At 67.4% G+C, this 18,545-nt stretch carries 18 protein-coding genes and 2 tRNA genes; 7 read left to right on the top strand and 13 right to left on the bottom strand.

Annotated features, from left to right (window positions below):
- Nucleotides 1–82: 82 nt before the first annotated feature.
- A tRNA-Gly gene (locus LQF10_RS12585) sits at nucleotides 83–156 on the bottom strand.
- A 90-nt stretch (nucleotides 157–246) separates the two neighbouring features.
- On the opposite strand from LQF10_RS12585, the gene LQF10_RS12590 reads away from it, so the two are divergent.
- Nucleotides 247–323, top strand: a tRNA-Pro gene (locus tag LQF10_RS12590).
- Nucleotides 324–545: 222 nt separating this feature from the next.
- On the opposite strand, the gene LQF10_RS12595 is transcribed toward LQF10_RS12590, so the two are convergent.
- The 3 genes from LQF10_RS12595 to LQF10_RS12605 all read right to left on the bottom strand — a co-directional run bounded on the left by LQF10_RS12595 (nucleotide 546) and on the right by LQF10_RS12605 (nucleotide 4,076).
- Nucleotides 546–3,350: a putative Ig domain-containing protein gene (locus tag LQF10_RS12595; RefSeq protein WP_231064191.1), complete on the bottom strand. Its 2,805-nt coding sequence runs from the start codon at nucleotides 3,348–3,350 to the stop codon at nucleotides 546–548.
- Nucleotides 3,351–3,555: 205 nt separating this feature from the next.
- Nucleotides 3,556–3,726, bottom strand: coding sequence for a 50S ribosomal protein L32 (gene rpmF, locus LQF10_RS12600; RefSeq protein ID WP_089771744.1), 171 nt, complete (start codon nucleotides 3,724–3,726; stop codon nucleotides 3,556–3,558).
- A 92-nt stretch (nucleotides 3,727–3,818) separates the two neighbouring features.
- Nucleotides 3,819–4,076, bottom strand: a complete 258-nt coding sequence (locus LQF10_RS12605; protein WP_231064192.1) for a type B 50S ribosomal protein L31 — start codon at nucleotides 4,074–4,076, stop codon at nucleotides 3,819–3,821.
- Between the two features lie 490 nt (nucleotides 4,077–4,566).
- On the opposite strand from LQF10_RS12605, the gene cysK reads away from it, so the two are divergent.
- Nucleotides 4,567–5,502, top strand: a complete 936-nt coding sequence (gene cysK, locus LQF10_RS12610) for a cysteine synthase A (RefSeq protein ID WP_231064193.1) — start codon at nucleotides 4,567–4,569, stop codon at nucleotides 5,500–5,502.
- 8 nt (nucleotides 5,503–5,510) lie between these two features.
- Nucleotides 5,511–6,110 carry a serine O-acetyltransferase gene (gene cysE, locus LQF10_RS12615; RefSeq protein ID WP_231064194.1) on the top strand — a complete coding sequence of 200 codons (600 nt, stop codon included), beginning with the start codon at nucleotides 5,511–5,513 and terminating at the stop codon, nucleotides 6,108–6,110.
- Here cysE and LQF10_RS12620 read toward each other — a convergent pair.
- On the bottom strand, nucleotides 6,101–6,439 hold the full coding sequence (locus tag LQF10_RS12620; RefSeq protein ID WP_231064195.1) for an MGMT family protein: 339 nt from the start codon (nucleotides 6,437–6,439) through the stop codon (nucleotides 6,101–6,103). The genes cysE and LQF10_RS12620 overlap by 10 nt on opposite strands.
- A gap of 21 nt (nucleotides 6,440–6,460) precedes the next feature.
- Here LQF10_RS12620 and LQF10_RS12625 point away from each other — a divergent pair, with 21 nt between their 5' ends.
- Complete coding sequence (locus tag LQF10_RS12625; protein ID WP_231064196.1) at nucleotides 6,461–7,207, top strand: hypothetical protein; 747 nt, start codon at nucleotides 6,461–6,463, stop codon at nucleotides 7,205–7,207.
- Nucleotides 7,208–7,223: 16 nt separating this feature from the next.
- Here the strand turns inward: LQF10_RS12625 and LQF10_RS12630 are convergent, their stop codons facing one another.
- Nucleotides 7,224–7,670: a ribose-5-phosphate isomerase gene (locus tag LQF10_RS12630; RefSeq protein WP_231064197.1), complete on the bottom strand. Its 447-nt coding sequence runs from the start codon at nucleotides 7,668–7,670 to the stop codon at nucleotides 7,224–7,226.
- A gap of 51 nt (nucleotides 7,671–7,721) precedes the next feature.
- Here LQF10_RS12630 and LQF10_RS12635 point away from each other — a divergent pair, with 51 nt between their 5' ends.
- Nucleotides 7,722–9,695 (top strand): M13 family metallopeptidase, encoded by a 1,974-nt coding sequence (locus LQF10_RS12635; protein ID WP_231064198.1) that lies wholly within the window; start codon nucleotides 7,722–7,724, stop codon nucleotides 9,693–9,695.
- A 19-nt stretch (nucleotides 9,696–9,714) separates the two neighbouring features.
- Here LQF10_RS12635 and LQF10_RS12640 read toward each other — a convergent pair whose 3' ends face one another.
- The 3 genes from LQF10_RS12640 to LQF10_RS12650 form a co-directional block, all read right to left on the bottom strand.
- Nucleotides 9,715–10,116, bottom strand: a complete 402-nt coding sequence (locus tag LQF10_RS12640) for a rhodanese-like domain-containing protein (protein WP_231064199.1) — start codon at nucleotides 10,114–10,116, stop codon at nucleotides 9,715–9,717.
- A gap of 249 nt (nucleotides 10,117–10,365) precedes the next feature.
- Complete coding sequence (locus LQF10_RS12645) at nucleotides 10,366–10,962, bottom strand: hypothetical protein (protein WP_231064200.1); 597 nt, start codon at nucleotides 10,960–10,962, stop codon at nucleotides 10,366–10,368.
- Between the two features lie 156 nt (nucleotides 10,963–11,118).
- Nucleotides 11,119–11,772, bottom strand: coding sequence for a mycothiol-dependent nitroreductase Rv2466c family protein (locus LQF10_RS12650; protein ID WP_290371092.1), 654 nt, complete (start codon nucleotides 11,770–11,772; stop codon nucleotides 11,119–11,121).
- A gap of 119 nt (nucleotides 11,773–11,891) precedes the next feature.
- On the opposite strand from LQF10_RS12650, the gene LQF10_RS12655 reads away from it, so the two are divergent.
- A complete protein-coding gene (locus LQF10_RS12655; protein WP_231064201.1) occupies nucleotides 11,892–12,458 on the top strand; it encodes a GNAT family N-acetyltransferase in 567 nt (188 codons plus the stop codon).
- Here LQF10_RS12655 and LQF10_RS12660 read toward each other — a convergent pair.
- Nucleotides 12,430–12,762 carry a cupin domain-containing protein gene (locus LQF10_RS12660; RefSeq protein WP_231064202.1) on the bottom strand — a complete coding sequence of 111 codons (333 nt, stop codon included), beginning with the start codon at nucleotides 12,760–12,762 and terminating at the stop codon, nucleotides 12,430–12,432. The genes LQF10_RS12655 and LQF10_RS12660 overlap by 29 nt on opposite strands.
- A gap of 117 nt (nucleotides 12,763–12,879) precedes the next feature.
- Between LQF10_RS12660 and pepN the strand changes: the two genes are divergently transcribed.
- Nucleotides 12,880–15,459 carry an aminopeptidase N gene (gene pepN, locus LQF10_RS12665; RefSeq protein WP_231064203.1) on the top strand — a complete coding sequence of 860 codons (2,580 nt, stop codon included), beginning with the start codon at nucleotides 12,880–12,882 and terminating at the stop codon, nucleotides 15,457–15,459.
- Nucleotides 15,460–15,484: 25 nt separating this feature from the next.
- Here the strand turns inward: pepN and LQF10_RS12670 are convergent, their stop codons facing one another.
- From LQF10_RS12670 to LQF10_RS12680, 3 genes are all read right to left on the bottom strand, one after another.
- A complete protein-coding gene (locus LQF10_RS12670; protein WP_290371093.1) occupies nucleotides 15,485–15,949 on the bottom strand; it encodes a PTS sugar transporter subunit IIA in 465 nt (154 codons plus the stop codon).
- A gap of 4 nt (nucleotides 15,950–15,953) precedes the next feature.
- The gene (malQ, locus tag LQF10_RS12675; RefSeq protein WP_231064205.1) at nucleotides 15,954–18,110 is read right to left on the bottom strand and encodes a 4-alpha-glucanotransferase; all 2,157 of its coding nucleotides are present in this window, start codon (nucleotides 18,108–18,110) and stop codon (nucleotides 15,954–15,956) included.
- 101 nt (nucleotides 18,111–18,211) lie between these two features.
- Nucleotides 18,212–18,451, bottom strand: a complete 240-nt coding sequence (locus LQF10_RS12680; RefSeq protein ID WP_231064206.1) for a PTS sugar transporter subunit IIB — start codon at nucleotides 18,449–18,451, stop codon at nucleotides 18,212–18,214.
- Nucleotides 18,452–18,545: the final 94 nt, after the last annotated feature.

Raw genomic sequence — 18,545 nt, forward strand, 5'->3', positions numbered from 1 at the left:
GGACGCAGCCACCTATCCTACGGCACCGTCGGAGGCGGCGGTAACGGGCAATGCCGCGGCCCAGCATCATGAACACAGGGAATGGAGCGGGTGACGGGAATCGAACCCGCACCATCTGCTTGGAAGGCAGAGGCTCTACCATTGAGCTACACCCGCGAGGCACGACTAGCCTACTCGCTCGCAGCGGGTGCGCGGACCAAGGCACTCCGCCGACACCGTAGACTCTCCTCGGCGACGGAGCCGTATCGGGATGTGGCGCAGGTTGGTAGCGCGTCCGCTTTGGGAGCGGAAGGTCGCAGGTTCAAATCCTGTCATCCCGACCAATGTTGGCTGCCAGTCGCCCGAGGAACGAGGGTGGCTGGCAGCCAACATTCATTGGCGCTGCCAGGATTTGCCGAGGAGCTCGCCCTGGCGAGCGACGGCTCCTGTCATTCCTGTCATCCCCACCGGCAGCCGCCCACGGTCGACGTCATCGCCAGGCAAGCGAAACAGCCCGAACTCACAACCTGTGAGTTCGGGCTGTTTCCGCACCGGGCGGGCCGACGTTACGCGTGCAGTGACTGCTGGCGACGCCTCAGGAGGACGGCACCAAGTGCGGTGAGCAGCACGGCAAGCACAGACAAGCCGTCCGTCATCGCACCGGTCGTGGGCAACTCGGGGGCCTCTGCTCCCGGCGCTGGCGCCTCGCTCTCGTCGTCGGTGGGGACCGGGGAGACCGTCGTCGGTGCGGTCAAGAACTGCACGTCACCCGATTCGCTCACCCCTGCCGCGACCACAAGGTGCTCACCGAGCGTGTCCGGGATCACCACGGTCGCGGTGAACACGCCACTGTCGTCCGCCGTCGCCGAGCCCAGCGCCGTCGGCTCGGAGTACATGCCGAGCGTCACGGGGGCACCGGCGGCGAAGCCGGTGCCGGTCACGGTGATCTCCTGGCCGACGGTCGTCTCAGCCGGGACGCCATCGAGCGTTCCGTCACCAGCGGGCTCATCGTCGGGAAGAGCCACCTCGTCGGCGAGAGCGACCGTCACGGCCCCCTCTCCGACGGCGTCCGGTGCCGCGGCATTGGTCGCCGTCACCGTGATCGGGTAGTCGCCAACGGACTCCGGTCCTGCCACGCCGCTGAGCGTCGCCGTTCCGTCACCGTGATCGACGAACGCGATTCCCGTGGGCAGGTCACCGGTCAGCGCGAGACTTGTCTGACCGGGGTATCCCGGCTCGGTCTCGATGGTCAGTTCGCCGGCCACGCCCGCTACCAGTGCAAGGTTCGGCTCGGTGATCAGGACGGGTGATTGCAGGACCGTCACGGTGAGCTCCTGCTCAGCGACCAGCCCAGCGTCGTTGGTGGCCACCAACGACAACACGACCTCCCCGCCAGTGCTCGGTGTACCAGCCAGCGTGGCAGTCCCATCACCGTTATCCACCCACGTCATGCCCTCAGGCAACACACTCTCCGTCGCAATGGAGACCGGCTCCGGGAACCCCGCCTCCGCAGCAACGACGAACTCCCCCGCCTGACCAGCCGTGAACGTCACCGCATCAGCACTCGTGAATACCGGTCCCTCGTTCACCGCCACGGTGAGCTCCTGCTCGGCAGTCAGCTCCGCATCATTGGTCGCAACGAGCGTGAGAATGCTCTCACCACCGGAACTCGGCGTACCAACGAGGCTGGCCGTGCCATCACCGTTGTCGAGAAGCTCCAGACCTGCCGGCAGGGCATCTGAGGTGGTGATCGTCGTCGCCTCCGGGAATCCAGGTCGCGTCGTCACGATGAACTCATCGGCCACCCCGGCCACGAAGGTCATTGTGTCGGAACTCGTGAACACCGGCGCCTCATACACGGTCACGGTGAGCTCCTGCTCAGCGACCAACCCAGCGTCATTGATGGCCACCAACGACAACACGACCTCCCCGCCAGTGCTCGGTGTACCAGCCAGCGTGGCAGTCCCATCACCGTTATCCACCCACGTCATGCCCTCAGGCAACACACTCTCCGTCGCAATGGAGACCGGCTCCGGGAACCCCGCCTCCGCAGCAACGACGAACTCCCCCGCCTGACCAGCCGTGAACGTCACCGCATCAGCACTCGTGAATACCGGTGCCTCGTTCACCGTCACGGTGAGCGTCTGGGTCGCATCAGGTGCGAAGCCGTTACTCGCAATAAGGCCGATGTCGTAGGTGCCACCCGAACCGCTGTGCGGAGTGCCCGAGATCGAGGCAGTTCCGTCACCGGTGTCGGTGAACGCCAACCCGTCGGGCAGCGCGTCCTGGACCGAGATCGCCGGTACGGGGCTCCCGGTGGCCTCGATCGTGAAGGAGCCCGCCTCCCCCGCGGTGAACGCCGCGGTGTCCACACTCGCGAAGGCCGGCACCTCTCCGAGGGTGAACGTCACCTCAGGTTCGCCCGTGCTGGCGATGTTGGGCCTGCCAGCGAGTCCGGTGACGGCGTCCGCCGGAACGGAGACTCCCACCGTGCCGCTCGAGGTCAGGGGACCCACGGTCACTGTGTAGCTGGCCGGTCCACCGCTGACGGCCACTGCGTCTCGGCCTGCTGCCGTCCCACTGATCTCGATGTCGTCAGCCGATAGCGCAGTGGTGGCCTCGGCGAATCCGTCCGAGGCGAAGGAGACGGTGAACGCCACCGTGCGCGGGGCCGTTGCCGTGATCTCCGTGGACGGGGTCGTCACTGTCGGGGTGAGCGGTCCGGTGGGAGTGCCCACTGGCGGCGCGGACGCGAGGCCCGCCAGTCGAACGCTGACCGAGTGTGGGTCAAGGTTGCCTGGAGCACGCAGGTCGAGGATGACCGTGGAGATCCGCGTCGCATCGACACCCTCGAAGCACACCGCACCTGCGCTCTCGCAACGCAGCGGGAAGCTGGCATCGAAATCCGTGGTCGAAGCGATCCCGGAGAAGATCGAATCGCTGTTCCCATCGGCGTCAACGAGGGTGACCCCAAAGCTGAGCGCCGTCCCGGGGTCATCTGGGGTGCGCTGAATCGACTCGAACGGAAAGCTGATCCGGGTGTTCGTCCACCCTTCGGTCAAATCGGTCGGACCAGGCATCGCGTAGGTCAGAGTGGCGCTGCCCACACTGGTGCCCTGGCCGCCGATCGAGAAGACTCCCGCCCCACCGGATTCTGAGAACGTCGTCGCCTGGGTACCCCCCATCGCGGGCGAGAGGTCGACAGTCCTGCTCCCGAGCGTGGCGCCGTTGAAGTCGTCGATGACCACAGCGCCGATTGCCGAGGCGGATGGCGCCGTCACCACCACGCCGAGAGCGACGAGCGAAGCGGCTGCCAGTGCGGCCAAGCCCACGCGAATCCTGGCGCGGGTGCGGCGCGTCCGAGACCTCATCTGGTGCTTCCCTCTCCCGTGAGCGAGACGACGGTTGAGGAGCCCCGAACCCTCGTCGGCGGGCCGGGATCTACCACCCAGCACCGCGCGGATCGTAGCAGGCAACTACTCACCCGTATAAGAGGGGTCTCAGGGAGCGACACGACAAAGCGGCCGCCCCCGAGAGGGACGGCCGCTTCGATCTGCGGAACGCGTGAGTCCAGGCTCAGCTCTCGACGTCGACCAGGCCGCGCTCGACGGCCCGGGCCAGGCGCCGGGGCACCTTGACCTCGCGCCCACCGGAGCGGACCGGGACGAGGTCAGCCGCCTTGGTCTTCCACTGCGAACGACGCGAGCGCGTGTTGCTGCGCGACATCTTGCGCTTGGGAACTGCCATGAGCGCTACCTCCCCTTCTGTGCTGGTTCTCTCCCCGCGAGCAGGACGCCGCGGGATGTACAGGCAACGCCGGCAGGGCCGGCGCCGAAGCCTCAGGCCTTGTCGCCGGCCTTCGCGTACCGCTGGCGGAACTTCTCCACGCGGCCGGCGGTGTCCATGATCTTCTGCTTACCCGTGTAGAAGGGGTGCGACTCCGAGGAAATGTCGACGTCGACCACCGGGTAGGTGTTGCCGTCCTCCCACTCGACCGTGCTCTCCGAAGAGATCGTCGACTTCGTCAAAATCGCGAAGTTCGCGGAGATGTCTCGGAACACAACCGGCGCGTACTCCGGGTGGATGTCCTTCTTCATAGTCGCTTCCTACCTACTTCTGCTCACGCGATTGCCGGGTGGTTGGGTGGTCGTGGGTGCTCATCGCCCGCGCTCTCGCACGTGATGCGGTACGGATCGCAGACCCGACGGACCCATGGCGCGAAGCGCGTGATCCGCGCAGCACCACAGGCGAGCCACGGTGCGCCCCGGAGATAATACCCATATTCCGCCCGCCAGGCCTACTCGACTCCCCTCGAAAGTGCCCTCACGAGCGTCCGTGATGGGCGATTCGGGGGCCGAGTGTGACGAATCACTCACGATCGCAGCGCCCGCCGACTCGACCTACCGCACGGCGGAGTGCGTTGACCGCATCGTGGGACGGTCGCCGTCGGCGCCCAGACACCGGTGCCCGGCTGCGAGGATGGACACACGCGAGGCGCGTGGCTCCCGCCCGGCGGGTGGCGCCCTCCGGCAGGTCGTATCGCCGGCGTCCGCACCTCCTACCCCAGCCAACGAAGGACGAGACACCATGGCCCGTATCTACGACAACGCCACTGCACTGATCGGCAACACGCCGCTGGTCCGCATCAACAAGGTCACCGACGGTGCCGACGCCACAGTGCTCGCCAAACTTGAGTTCTACAACCCGGCGAACAGTGTCAAGGACCGCATCGGCGTCGCCATCGTCGACGCAGCCGAAGCGTCTGGTCAGCTCCAGGCTGGAGGCACCATCGTTGAGGCCACCAGCGGCAACACCGGAATCGCACTCGCCTTCGTCGGCGCGGCTCGGGGCTACCAGGTCGTGCTGACGATGCCCGAGACCATGTCCAACGAGCGCAAGATGCTCCTGCGCGCGTTCGGCGCCGAACTCGTACTCACCCCCGGCTCCGAGGGGATGAAGGGGGCCGTCAACCGCGCGGAGGAGATCGCCGCCGAACGCCCCGGCGCGGTACTCGCCCGGCAGTTCGCCAACGAAGCCAACCCGGAGATCCACCGCAAGACCACCGCCGAGGAAATCTGGGCGGACACCGACGGCAAGGTGGACATCGTGGTGGCCGGTATCGGCACCGGCGGCACCATCACCGGTGTGGGTCAGGTGTTCAAGGAGCGCAAGCCGGACGTGCAGATCATCGCCGTAGAGCCCGAAGAGTCCCCCATCCTCAACGGCGGCGCACCCGGACCGCACAAGATTCAGGGCATCGGCGCCAACTTCGTGCCCGAGATCCTGGACACCTCGATCTACGACGAGGTGATCGACGTCAACGCCGAGACCGCCGTGCAGGTGGCCCGCCGCGCAGCCCGCGAAGAGGGCCTGCTGGTCGGGATCTCCTCCGGTGCGGCACTGCACGCCGCCACCCAGGTGGCCCAGCGCCCGGAGAACGCCGGCAAAACCATCGTGGTCATCATCCCGTCCTTCGGCGAGCGTTACCTCTCCACCATTCTGTACGCCGACCTGGCGGAGTGACCTCAGCCGTGAGCCCCACTCAGCACCTGCGATTGCGCGAACTGATCGCAGAGGATCTCGAGACCGCCCGGCGCCGCGACCCCGCGGCCCGGAGCGGTCTCGAGATCGTGCTCCTCTACCCCGGTGTGCACGCTCTATGGCTGCACCGCCTCGCCCATCGCCTCTGGCATGCGACCCCGGCGCTGCGGCTCCCGGCGCGGCTGATCTCCCAGGTGGCGCGCACGCTCACCGGCGTGGAGATCCATCCTGCGGCCGTACTCGGCCGGCGGTTCTTCATCGACCATGGGATGGGTGTGGTGATCGGTGAGACAGCCGACGTGGGCGACGACGTGCTGATGTTCCATGGGTCGACGCTCGGCGGGCGCTCGATGAGCAAGGGCAAGCGCCACCCCACGGTGGGTGACCGGGTCGTGATCGGCGCCGGGGCGAAGGTACTGGGGCCAATCGACATCGGTGACGACGTACGAATCGGGGCGAACGCCGTCGTGGTCAAGGATGTCCAGGCCGACTCCGTGGTGGTCGGTGTCCCGGGCCGACCGCGGAAGGTCGCCGGAGCAGAGGACTCTGTGGACCCTGCCCTCTACCTGGATCCGGCCATCTACATCTGAGGTTCGTCCTCCCACGGTTCCCAGCCCGCTTCGGCGAGATCCACCCGTGGTGGATCATGGCTCGTGAGCGGCACGCCCTCGGCCCGGAGTAGTTCAATCGCCCGGCCAGCCACCCGATCCGCAGCGGCTCCGCTCGCGGTGACCACGCGCCACCAGGGGACGCCGCCGCCGTACCGGGCCATCACCGTGCCCACCGTGCGTGCGCTCCCCCGCCCGGTGCTTTCCTTCGCCGCTTCTGCGATCACTCCATAGGTGGTGGCCCGCCCCGGCGGAATCTGCTGCACCAGGTCGAGCACAACCTCCACGTAGTCCTCAGCCACCTCTCGCACCCGCCTATGATCTCCCATGACATGACGGATACTCACCCGAGCGATGCCCCCGGCGCCCATGTGTGCCCACACTGCGACGCGACCCACGAGCACGACCATATCGACGAGCGCGCCGTGGTGGCGGTGCTCCGGTCGCGGCTGCTGCGTTACGCCGGCGTGCGGATCGCCGTCGGCGTCCTCGCCCTGGCCACCGCGGCACTCCTGGGCCCGTCGCTCCTGATTGCCTCCGCAGCCGCAGCTCTCGCGTGGGCGCTGGTGACCGCGATCGGGATGACCGCGGCAACCATCGACCTCGCACACAAGCCGTCGGATGGACGTTCCCGTGCCCAGGAGAGCCGGTTCGTCCTGGTCTCCGTGCTTATCGGCGCCGCCCTCGCCCCCGTGGCGGCGCTCGGTCTCGCCCTGCTCGCGCCGCTGGTGCCTACCGGATCCCCGCAGCCCCACCTGGCCTGGGCGCTGGCCGGTGCAGCCGGCTGGTTCGCGGGAGCGGCAGGCGCCGAGGTGGTCGCCGAGCTGCGGCTGCGTCACCTGCTCGGCAGTGATACCCGGCCCGGTGAGGTCGCGCGGGAGAACGCGGTGCGACTGCGGGAGCACACCCGCGAGGGTCGGATCCTGATTGCGGTTCTGGCCACGGCAGGGGCGCTCGGGCTTGAGATCCTGCTCTGCCTCTGGATGCCGGTGGTCGTGGTGGTGTTGATCCCGCTGCATGTGGCCGTTGCCGCACTGGCGGGCCGGTGGCATGCACGCCACCCTCTGCCCTCGATCTGAGGGAGGACGTCCGCGGTCAGCGGGTCTCGTAAGCCGCCATCTGGTCGATCCGGCGCTGGTGACGCTCGTTCTGTGAGAACGGCTCGGCCAGGAACGCGTCCACGATCGCCAGCGCCTCGTCGGTGCTGTGCATCCGAGCCCCGACGGCCACCACATTCGCATCGTTGTGCTGACGCCCAAGCCGAGCAGTCTCCACGCTCCAGGCGAGTGCGGCACGCACTCCGGTCACCTTGTTCGCGGCGATCTGCTCACCGTTACCGCTACCACCGATCACCACCCCCAATGATCCCGCCTCGGCCACCACAGCCTCACCGGCGGCGATACAGAAGGAGGGGTAGTCGTCGAGCGCGTCATAGATGGGAGCACCATGGTCGATCACATCGTGCCCGCCGGCTCGAAGATGCGCGATGAGCGCAGCCTTCAGTTCGAATCCGGCGTGGTCGGCGGCGACATGAATACGCATGCAGGTTATTGTGCCGCACAACGCGGGCTTGCTCGCAGGTATGTTCGGGGGATGAGCACCATTGCCGACGCCGATACCGCTGCCATGGACCCCGCGGTCCGCCCGCAGGATGATCTCTTCCGTTACGTCAACGGTGCGTGGCTGGCCAGCCACGAGATCCCGGCCGACCGTGGCCGCGACGGAACATTCCACCAACTGCATGACAAGGCCGAGGCACAGGTACGCACCTTGATCACCGAGGCCGCGGACGTACCAGCTGATGATCCGGCCGGCCCCGAAGCCGCGAAGATCGCGGCCGTCTACGCCTCCTTCATGGCGACCGAACGGGTCGACGCCCTGGGCACGCTGCCCCTCGCCGCCGATCTGGAACTGGTGACAGCTGCGCACACCACCGACCAACTGGCGCGGGCTCTCGGCAGCCTGCAGCGCACTGGTATCGGCGGTGCGGTGGCACCCTTCGTGGACGTCGACTCCGACGATCCGACCCGGTACATCGTCTACCTGGAGCAATCCGGTCTGGGGATGCCGGACGAGGCCTACTACCGCGAGTCAGAGCACGCCGGTGTCCGTGCCGCGTATGTACCGCACGTGGCGGCGATGCTGGCGCTGGCCGGTGTGGTGACGGAGGCGGAAGCGCACGGCGCCGCGGAACGCGTGATGGCGCTGGAGACCCGGCTGGCCGGCGGTCACTGGGACCGGGTGCGGTGCCGGGACGCTCACGCCACCTACAACCAGCTGACCCTGGATGAACTCGTGGAATTGGCCCCAGCCTTCGATTGGCGCGGGTGGTCCGCGTCGCTGGGTGCACCGCATGGTGCCCTGGCTCAGGTCGTGGTGCGCCAGCCCGACTACCTCGCCGAGTTCTCCCGCGCATGGGAATCCGAGAAGGTGGACACCTGGCGCCTATGGCTGACCTGGCGGGTGATCCGCGGGCGCGCACCATACCTGAGCAGCAAGATCGTCGAGGAGAACTTCGACTTCGTCGGGCGCACGCTCACCGGCGCCCAAGAGATCCGGGAGCGGTGGAAGCGCGGGGTCACTCTCGTCGAAGGCGTGCTCGGCGAGGCCGTGGGCAAGCTCTACGTGGCGCGGCATTTCCCGCCGTCCCACAAGGGGGCGATGGATGTGCTGGTGGCCGACCTGGTGGAGGCGTACCGGCGGTCCATCTCCACGTTGGACTGGATGAGCCCGCAGACTCGGGAGTTGGCGCTGGAGAAGCTCGCAGCCTTCACCCCGAAGGTCGGATACCCGGCCAAGTGGCGGGACTACTCCGGTCTCGAGGTGAGCGATGACGACCTGCTCGGCAATGTGCGGGCGGCGCAGGCGTTCGAGACGGACTACGAACTGAACAAGCTGGGCGGTCCGATCGACCGCGACGAGTGGTTCATGTCCCCGCAAACCGTGAACGCCTACTACAACCCCTCGATGAACGAGATCGTATTCCCCGCAGCGATCCTGCAGCCGCCGTTCTTCGACGCAGATGCCGACGACGCCACGAACTATGGTGCGATCGGTGCGGTGATCGGGCACGAGCTCGGGCACGGCTTCGACGACCAGGGCAGCCGCTACGACGGCACGGGACGGTTGCGCGATTGGTGGACCGAGTCCGATCGTGCGGAGTTCGAGACGCGTACCAAGGCCCTCATCGCCCAGTACGACGTGCTCTCTCCTGCTCAACTCGACGATTCTCACACGGTCAACGGCGCCCTCACCGTGGGAGAGAACATCGGCGACCTCGGTGGGCTCGGTATCGGCATCCAGGCGTTCCGGATCGCCAAGGAACGACGCGGTGAGGACGTCACGACGGAAGAGATGCAGCGCCTGTTCGTCGCCTGGGCGCGCTGCTGGCGCACCAAGGCGCGTGACGAGGAGACGCTCCGGTTGCTCTCGATCGATCCGCACTCCCCCGACGAGATCCGCTGCAACGCAACGGTGCGCAATCTCGACGAGTTCGTGGCCGCGTTCGACGTTCAGCCGGGCGATGGCCTGTGGTTGGACCCTGACGAACGCGTCCGGATCTGGTGACTGCTCCCGCTCGGCCCAGTCAGACCCTCAACCGGGCCGTGCGGGCCGGCAGACCAGCCTGGAGCCAGGCACGGAAGCCCCCGACGGCGTAGCGCGGCCGCGCGAGTCCGAGTTCAGCGAGCGTCTCCGACGCGTGCCGTGCCAGGTCGCCGTCCTCACTGAGCAAGACCACCGGGCGGGCGGGCGGATCGTTCACCAACCAGGTGACCAGTTCCTGCGGCCGGACCGGCACCGCCGCCAGGTCGGGGTGGACGACGCCGCGACGCCGCTCGGAGTCCTCACGGAGGTCCACGAGGACTGCGCGTTCGTACAGGACTTCCTGGTACGTGGCGCGGACGCTGAGGTCCGTGCTGCCAGGTTCGGGCGCGACGGGGCGGGCGGAGAGGATGACATCCCAAGTGGTGCCGGTGGTGACGGCCATGATCGTGTGCTCCTGATGCGGTGACGGGGGTGCGGGGCGGAACTCAGCGACAGCGACAGAAGTCGCACATCGCGGCGCTGTTCGAGGAACAGCGCATTCGCCCCGGCATTCGCACCGGCACCCACCTCAGAGCATGCTCGACCCGCGCACCGGTGGCAACGGGCTCGATCGCGGACATGAGAAGTACTTCACCACAATGCGCGCCAGCGGATACGACGCCGACGGCCGGTCTCACAGAATGAGATGGCGTCAGAAGGTGCGGGTACCGCCGCGGGCGATCTGGAAGCCGTGGCCGCTCGTGATGGATCGGCAGATTGCGCCGTCCTCGGTACTTTCGCAGAGGAAGTCACCCGCGACAGTTGCCTCGTCGTAGGCGAGTTCGGTCAAGCCCTCGGGCTGCTCGGGCGGACCGCCGCACACGGGCGTGGCGCCATCAGCCGTGACCTGCCAGCGGTACCCAGAATCCTCGGCGTCACACCCCTCGATCGTCGGGGGCGAGAATCCGAACGACTCGATCACGCACGTGGCCGCATCTCCGGTGATCTCGCACCAGATATTGCCGCTCGGCAGTTGAAAGTCAGTCAGGTCCAGCGCGCCCTCGGGGACGTCCACCTCAGCGGCGTCGGTCTCGCCGTCAGGGGACTCACCGTCAGCGGCACCATCGTCGTCGCCCGCGCCGTCCTCGGCAGCCGCGGCCTCGGCGGTCGCGGACTCGTCCCCGGAGGTCGACGCCTGCGGAGTGCTCGTGTTCGGCCAGGTGATCAGGATGATCACCAAGGTCAGGACCAAGAGTGCATCGATCACGATGAGCGCAATCACTGCTGGCGTGAGTCCGCGCTGGGCCATCGATCCTCCGTCTTTCGGCTACTTGTGCCCCACTACGGTAGCCGCTCCGACCCACGGTCACCTCGTCCGGGGTACATCCGGACAGCCCGAAGGCCCCGATGCCCCGGGCCAGCACGGCCCGGGGCCCGGAACGGAGGCCGGCCGGATGTCGCCGGATCAGTCGAAGATCGGGCCCTGGTCGCGCGTGCGCTTGATCTCGTAGAAGCCCGGGTAGGAGGCCACAGCCACGACGCCGTCCCACAGTTTGCCGGCTTCCTCTCCCTTGGGAGCCGGGGTGATCACCGGTCCGAAGAACGCGGTGCCGTTGAACGCCACCACCGGGGTGCCGACATCCTCACCCACGAGCGAAATGCCCTCGGCATGAGAGGCCCGCAGTGACTCGTCGTGCTCGTCGGAGTCTTCGAACCGGATCAGATCTGCCGGGAGACCAACCTCGGCGAGTGCCTCCACGAGCACCTCGTGCCGGTCGTCTCCGCGGCCGCCCGGGTGGAAGCGCGTGCCGATCGCGTCATAGAGCGGCTTCACCCACTCTTCGCCGTGCAGGACGCGGGCGGCGTTGATCACCCGTACCGGACCCCAGCCCTTGACGAGCATCGCCTTGTAGTTCTCCGGTAGTTCCTCGCGGCCCTCGTTCAGCACGGACAGACTCATGATGTGCCAGCGCACGCTGATGTCACGAACCTTCTCGACCTCGGTGATCCATCGCGAGGTCATCCACGCCCACGGGCATGCCGGGTCGAACCAGAAATCGGCCACGTCCTTGCTGGTCTCGGTGGTGGCGGCGGTGGCGGGCTCGGTCGCAGTGCTCACGCAATCTCCTCAGGTTCAGCGGGTTGGCGGTTCTCTCTCGGCAACGACAGGATGACCCGAGGCATTCCGCTCCCTCGGATCTGCGTGAGCACCCAGATGCTCTGGCAGGATGGCGTGCGATGAACAGCGAGTTGACGTGGCCGCGTGAGCGCCCCTCATTCGGGCGTGTCTGCCTGCGCCCGTTCACCACGGCGGACGTCCACCTCGTGGCTGAACTGGCCACCGACCCCTATGTACCGGCCATTGGCTCGGTCCCCACTGAGTACAGCCACGCTGAAGGCCTGGCGTGGATCGAACGCCAGCACTGCCGAGCACACGACGGTTCTGGATACTCCTTCGCGATCGCGGACTCGTCCACCGATCTGGCGGTCGGTGCCGCCGGGCTGTGGTTGCGCGCGCTCACCGAAGGCCGAGCAACGGCGGGCTATAGCGTTTCGCCCCTGCATCGAGGTCGTGGCTATGCGGCGGACGCGCTGGCTGCGCTGACCTCGTTCGCCTGGACCCTGGATGATCTGCATCGGGTCGAGCTCTACATCGAGCCTTGGAACGCCGGATCGATCCGCACCGCCGAGCGTGCCGGCTACGTACGTGAAGGCCTGCTGCGCAGTCACCAGGAGATCGGCGGCATGCGTCGAGACATGCTGCTGTACGCCAGGCTCAGACGAAGTCCTCACGCATCGGGGTGAACAGGTCCAGCAGCGTGCCCGCCTCACGGCAGACGCATCCGTGTTCGACGTTGCTGACCTTGAGCATCGAATCGCCCGCTTTGACAGTCTTGACCACGCCATCGATGGTGAACTCGAATACCCCGCTGACCACATAGGTGATCTGCGTGTGCGGGTGGTGGTGCAGTGGACCGACCGCCCCTGCCTCGAAGGTGTTCTCCACGCACATCACGTTCTGGTCATAGGCGAGCACGCGCCGCGTGACGCCGTCTCCGGCCACTGTTGCCTCGACGTCGTCGCGAAAGACCCACCGTTGATCGATCATGTGACCACCCTACGGCCCACGGCGCGACTCCCTTCGCGGCGGTGGTGATGGCAGGATCGTGCCACGGCCCACCGGCCGGGAATCACCGTCGATCCACCAGATCAAGGAGCAACGTTCGTGCCTGGAGAGAACCTCACCCGCAGCGAAGCCGCCGACCGCGCACGCCTGGTCAGCCCCACGGCCTACCACGTGGAACTCGACCTCACCGGCTCCGAGCGCACGTTCACTTCGACCACGCAGGTGCACTTCACCGCCGAGCCCGGCGCCACCACCTTCATCGACTTGATTGCACCCGCGGTGCACGAGATCGAGCTCAACGGCGCCCGGCTCGACCCCGCTCGGGTGTACGCCGACTCCCGGATCCAGCTCGCCGACCTCGCCGGCGAGAACACGCTCCGCGTCGTCGCCGACTGTGCCTACATGAACACCGGTGAGGGCCTGCACCGATTCGTGGATCCGGTGGATGAGGAGATCTACCTGTACTCCCAATTCGAGGTGGCCGACACCCGGCGCGTGTTCGCCGTGTTCGAGCAGCCCGATCTGAAAGCGACCTTCCAGTTCACCGTGACCGCCCCGGAGCACTGGAAGGTCGTCTCCAACTCCCCCACACCCGAGCCGAGGCCCGCCCACGACGGCACAGCGACCTGGAACTTCGCCCCCACCGGTGCACTGCCCTGCTATGTGACCGCCCTGGTGGCGGGCCCCTACCATCGGGTGGGCGGCGAGCTCACTTCTTCCGACGGCCGCAGGATTCCGTTGGGCGTGTTCTGCCGGGCATCTCTCGCCGAGTACCTCGACGCCAAGAACATCCTCGACATCACCCGCGCCGGGTTCGCCTTCTATGAGCGGGCGTTCGATATGGCGTATCCGTTCGAGAAGTACGACCAGCTCTTCGTGCCCGAGTTCAACGCCGGTGCCATGGAGAATGCCGGCTGCGTCACCTTCGTGGAGAACTACGTGTTCCGCTCCAAGGTGGCCGAGGCCACGGTGGAACGCCGAGCCGTGACGATCCTGCATGAGCTCGCGCACATGTGGTTCGGCGACCTGGTGACGATGCGCTGGTGGAACGACCTGTGGCTGAACGAGTCCTTCGCCGAGTACGCCTCCACTCTCGCCACCGCCGAGGCCACCCGATGGACGCAGGCGTGGACCACGTTCAACTCGCTGGAGAAGTCCTGGGCGTACCGTCAGGACCAGCTCCCTTCCACACACCCGATCGTGGCCGAGATCAATGACCTCGAAGACGTCGAGGTGAACTTCGATGGGATCACCTACGCCAAGGGCGCCTCCGTGCTCAAACAGCTCGTGGCATGGGTGGGCCAGGAGAGCTTCCTCGCCGGGGTGCAGACGTACTTCCGCAAGCACGCTCGCTCCAACACCGAGCTACGTGATCTGCTCGTCGAGCTGGAAGCCACCAGCGGCCGCGACCTGACCGCCTGGTCCGCCCTGTGGCTCGAAGAGGCGGGAGTCACGTTATTGCGCCCCGCCGTCGAGGTGGACTCCACCGGCAGGATCACCTCCTTTCAGATCACCCAGGAGGCCCCGCAGACCCACCCGGTCCTGCGCCCACACAGGATCGCCGTGGGCGGCTACAACGTGAACGCCGAGGGCACTCTGGTGCGCACCCACCGGGCCGAGTTGGACATCGACGGTGCGGCCACATCTGTGCCTGATTTCGTCGGCATCGACCGTCCGCAGCTGATCCTGGTCAACGACGATGACCTCGCCTACGCGAAGATCCGGCTCGACGAGCAGTCTCTGGAGACCGCGGTGGAGCACCTGAAAGCGTTCACCGAGTCCCTGCCGCGGGCCATGGTCTGGAGCGCAGCCTGGGATATGACCCGCGACGGCGAGTGGCCGGCCCGCCGGTTCATCAATCTGGTCACCGAGAACATCGGCGCGGAAACCGACTCCACCGTACTGCTGGTGCTGTTGCGTCAACTGGCCACAGCGGTCTCCTTCTACACCGACCCGGCGGAGCAGGATCGTATCGGCAGCCAGGTGGCCGATCGGCTCTGGGAGATCGCCGAGAAGGCTGAGCCGGGATCGGACAGCCAACTCCAGCTCGTCAAGGCATTCGCTGGGCGCGCGAGCACCGATGCGCACCAGAACGTACTGCGCGAGCTGCTCTCGGGTGAGCGCACCCTGAGGGGGCTGTCCGTGGACACCGATCTGCGCTGGGATCTGCTCGGTGGACTGGCCACCGCCGGCGGGGCCGGCGAAGAGGAGATCACCGCCGAGGAGCAGCGCGACTCCACGGCCGCTGGCCGCCGGGCAGCAGCCGCCGCCCGTGCCTCCTTGCCGACGGCGGAGGCCAAGGAAGCCGTGTGGGCGTCCGTGGTGGAATCCGACGAGTTGCCGAACGCCGTGCAGAGTGCGCTGATCGGCGGATTCGGCCGGGTCGGCGCCAGCGATCGGAGCCTGCTGGTGCCGTTCACCGAACGCTACTTCGCCTCGATCGAGTCGATCTGGGCCGAACGTACGAATGAGATCGCCCAGAACATCGTGGTGGGCCTCTATCCCACGCGACTGGCCGATATCGACGGTTCCACCGGCGTCGACGTGCTCGCCCGCACGGACGCCTTCCTCGACCAGTTGGGCGAGCGAGCACCTGCGCTGCGCCGACTCGTGGTGGAGAACCGGGACACGGTGCGCCGGGCGCTCGCCGCGCAGGAGGCCGACCGCGCAGCCCGCTGAATCGTCACGGTGGTGCACACAACTCTTACGGTTTCCACTCCAGCAACGGATCGCCGGCAGCGACCGTCCCCGATGCGACCACGCGGACCTGCCCAGACCGAGCGTCCAGGGCGACGACGGGGCACACGGGCGAGCGGCCGCCGTCGGCGATCACCTGGGGAGAAAAGGTGACCATCCGCTGCCCGACCTCCACCTGTTCGCCTTCGGCGACGTGCAGGGTGTAGCCGGCACCCGCCAGTTGCACGGTGTCGATGCCGAGGTGCACTAGGACTCCCTGACCAGAGCCGCTCACCACAACGAAGGCGTGCGGGTGGAGCTTCAGAACGCGTCCCTCCAGCGGTGCCAAGACGTCCACCGAGGCCCACCCTGCGGTGGCGAGCGGGTCAATCGCCACGCCCGGGCCCACGATCTCCTGGGCGAACACCGGATCCGGCACCTCTGTCATCGGCACCGTCGTGCCGGCGACGGGCGCGCAGATATGCAGAGTCATCGATTCAAGCCCGTTCGCGCAGCTCGTGGGTGAGGGCGGTGACCAAGGAGGCGAACCGCGCGTTCCCCGCCAGGTCCTCCACCAGCACCACCTGTTCGCCGCCGTCGGCCAACGGGATCTTCCAGTTCGGGTACTCCGTATCCGTCCCGGGTTGGTTCTGGGCGCGCCGCTCCCCCACGGCATCGGCCAGGGACACACCCACAAGCATCGACGGCGTCTGCGCCACGTACCGGTGCAGTGCCTCCACCACCTGCCGCTCCGTGGGGTGCTGCGGAAGCAGGAAGCGCTCCTGGAGGACCTCCAGCATCCGCTCCCGCTCGATTCGTGCCGCGAGGCGCACCTGGGCGACCGGTTCGCTGAGCAGGCCAAGGCGCTCGCGTAGATCGACGTGTTCCTCAGCCAGGTACCCGGCCGTGGGCGGCAGATCGTGCGTGGTCACCGTGGCCAACACCAATTCGCGGTAGTCCTCGGCGGGGCGTGGACGCCCGTCCACCTGTTCGAACCACAGGACGGAGGTACCGAGCACACCGCGTTCGCTGAGGTAATCGCGCACCCACGGCTCCACCGTGCCCAGGTCCTCACCGATCACCATGGCGCCGGCCAGGTGTGCTTCCAGGGCCAACACCCCCACCATGGCTTCGTGGTCATAGGTCACGTAGGCGCCTGCACCGGCCGGCGCGCCCTCAGGAATCCACCACAGCCGGAACAGGCCCATGATGTGGTCCACCCGGATCGCGCCGGCGTGCCGGAGCACAGTGCGCACGAGGTCGCGCAACGGTGCGTAGCCCGCCTCGGCGAGCTCGTCGGGGCGCCATGGCGGCTGCGACCAGTTCTGTCCTTGCTGGTTGTACATGTCCGGTGGGGCACCCACTGACATTCCACGCGCGAACACGTGACGCATCGACCACGCGTCAGCACCCTCCGGGTGCACACCGACCGCGAGATCCTGCATGACCCCGATCCGCATCCCGGACTCCCGCGCGATCCGCGCCGCCCGGGCCAGCTGTTCGTCGGCCACCCACTGCAGCCAACAATGAAAGTTCACCCGGTCGGCCAGTGTGCGGCGCAATGCGGTCAGGGAGGCCGCGGTGGCGTCATCGGTGAGGGGCCAGGACTCCTCGTCGTAGGCCTCCGTGACGGCGCACCACAGGGCGAAGTCCTCCAGCCCTTGGCCATGCTCGGCGCGGAAGCGATCCAACTCCCGCTGCCGGGAACGGCTGCGACCGCTCGCGAAGATCGTCTCCAGGGCCGACTTCTTCTCCTGCCACACCGCGTCCCGGTCCAGCGGTCCGGAACTGGAGTTCATCTGCTGCACGGACTCCGCACCCCACTCCATCAGGGTCCGTTGGGCGTTCGGCAGGTACCCAGCCTCCAGGATCTCCTCGGGGCGGATGTAGAGCGGATTCACGAAACGGCGAGTGGCCGGGAGGTAGGGCGAGGGCGTCAGCGGTGGACTCGGCTCAGCGGCATGGACCGGATTGATCAGCAGGAAGTCCGCACCCACCTCGCCGGCCAGTCCGGCGAGTTCAGCGAGGTCAGCGAAGTCGCCGATTCCCCACGAACGTGCCGAACGCACGGAGTACAGCTGCGCCATCAGGCCCCAGGCGCGACCGCCGAGATCGGCCCGCAGTTCTGGTCGTGGCAACGTCGCCGGAGTGACGGCGAGCGGAGCGCGCGCAGGCCCACCCGGTGCCGGACCGGTCCCGCCGACCTCGGCGACGATCTCGTGCCATCCCAGCGGCAGGTCATCGGGGAGTTCGAAGGTGGCCCGGCCGATCCGGGAACCGTCCACATCGCGGGGTTCGACCCAGGTGTCCAACTGCACCAGCGGGCGAGAACCCCCACCATCGAGTTCGAGCCACACCCGGACGGCGGCCCCGTCCGGCACATGCACCGCCACCGAACTGGTCTGCCCGGCGCACATCACCACACACGAGGGCAAGGTGCGCCGCCACGGTGCCAGTGTGGCTTCGCGCCGGGAGGCCCTGACCTCCTCCGGGGTGTCAGCGGGCACTCCCATGGCGGCGAGCACCGCGCGGACAGTGGACGCGGCTACTTCGCGTCGCGCGCCATGGAAGTCCCAGAAGTGCGTGGCGACCCCGTGTGCAGCAGCGAGTTTGCGCAGGTCGCTGCTGAGGGCGTCATTGCTCTGTTCCGTCACGGCGTGGTCCAACGCTCCCCATCATTCGGTGCAACGGCCGTCGACGGCCGCGCCTATGACGATCTTGCCAGAGACGCGTGCTTCGCGGAGTGCAGCGGTGCTCAGGAGCCTGCGCGAAGACCCTCGATCTCGGCGGCGAGTTCATCTGCCTCGGGACCCACCACTACCTGCACGACCCGACCGGATCGCACCACACCGAACGCTCCATGGGAGCGTAGATCGTCTTCGTTCACGGACGAGGGGTCGTTCACCTCGACACGAAGACGCGTGATGCACGGCTCCAGGTCGACCACGTTCCCGTCGCCGCCCAGTGCCGCCAAGATGTCTTCGGCCTTGCTCACGTCCACTCCTCAGTCTCCGGCGCTTGTGATACATCCCACTCTACAACCGCGTGGACCCCGCCACCGCCCACCACCACAATGAACGCAACCGATG

Origin of the sequence: Ruania halotolerans, from assembly GCF_021049285.1 — a bacterium.
Lineage (GTDB): Bacteria > Actinomycetota > Actinomycetes > Actinomycetales > Beutenbergiaceae > Ruania > Ruania halotolerans.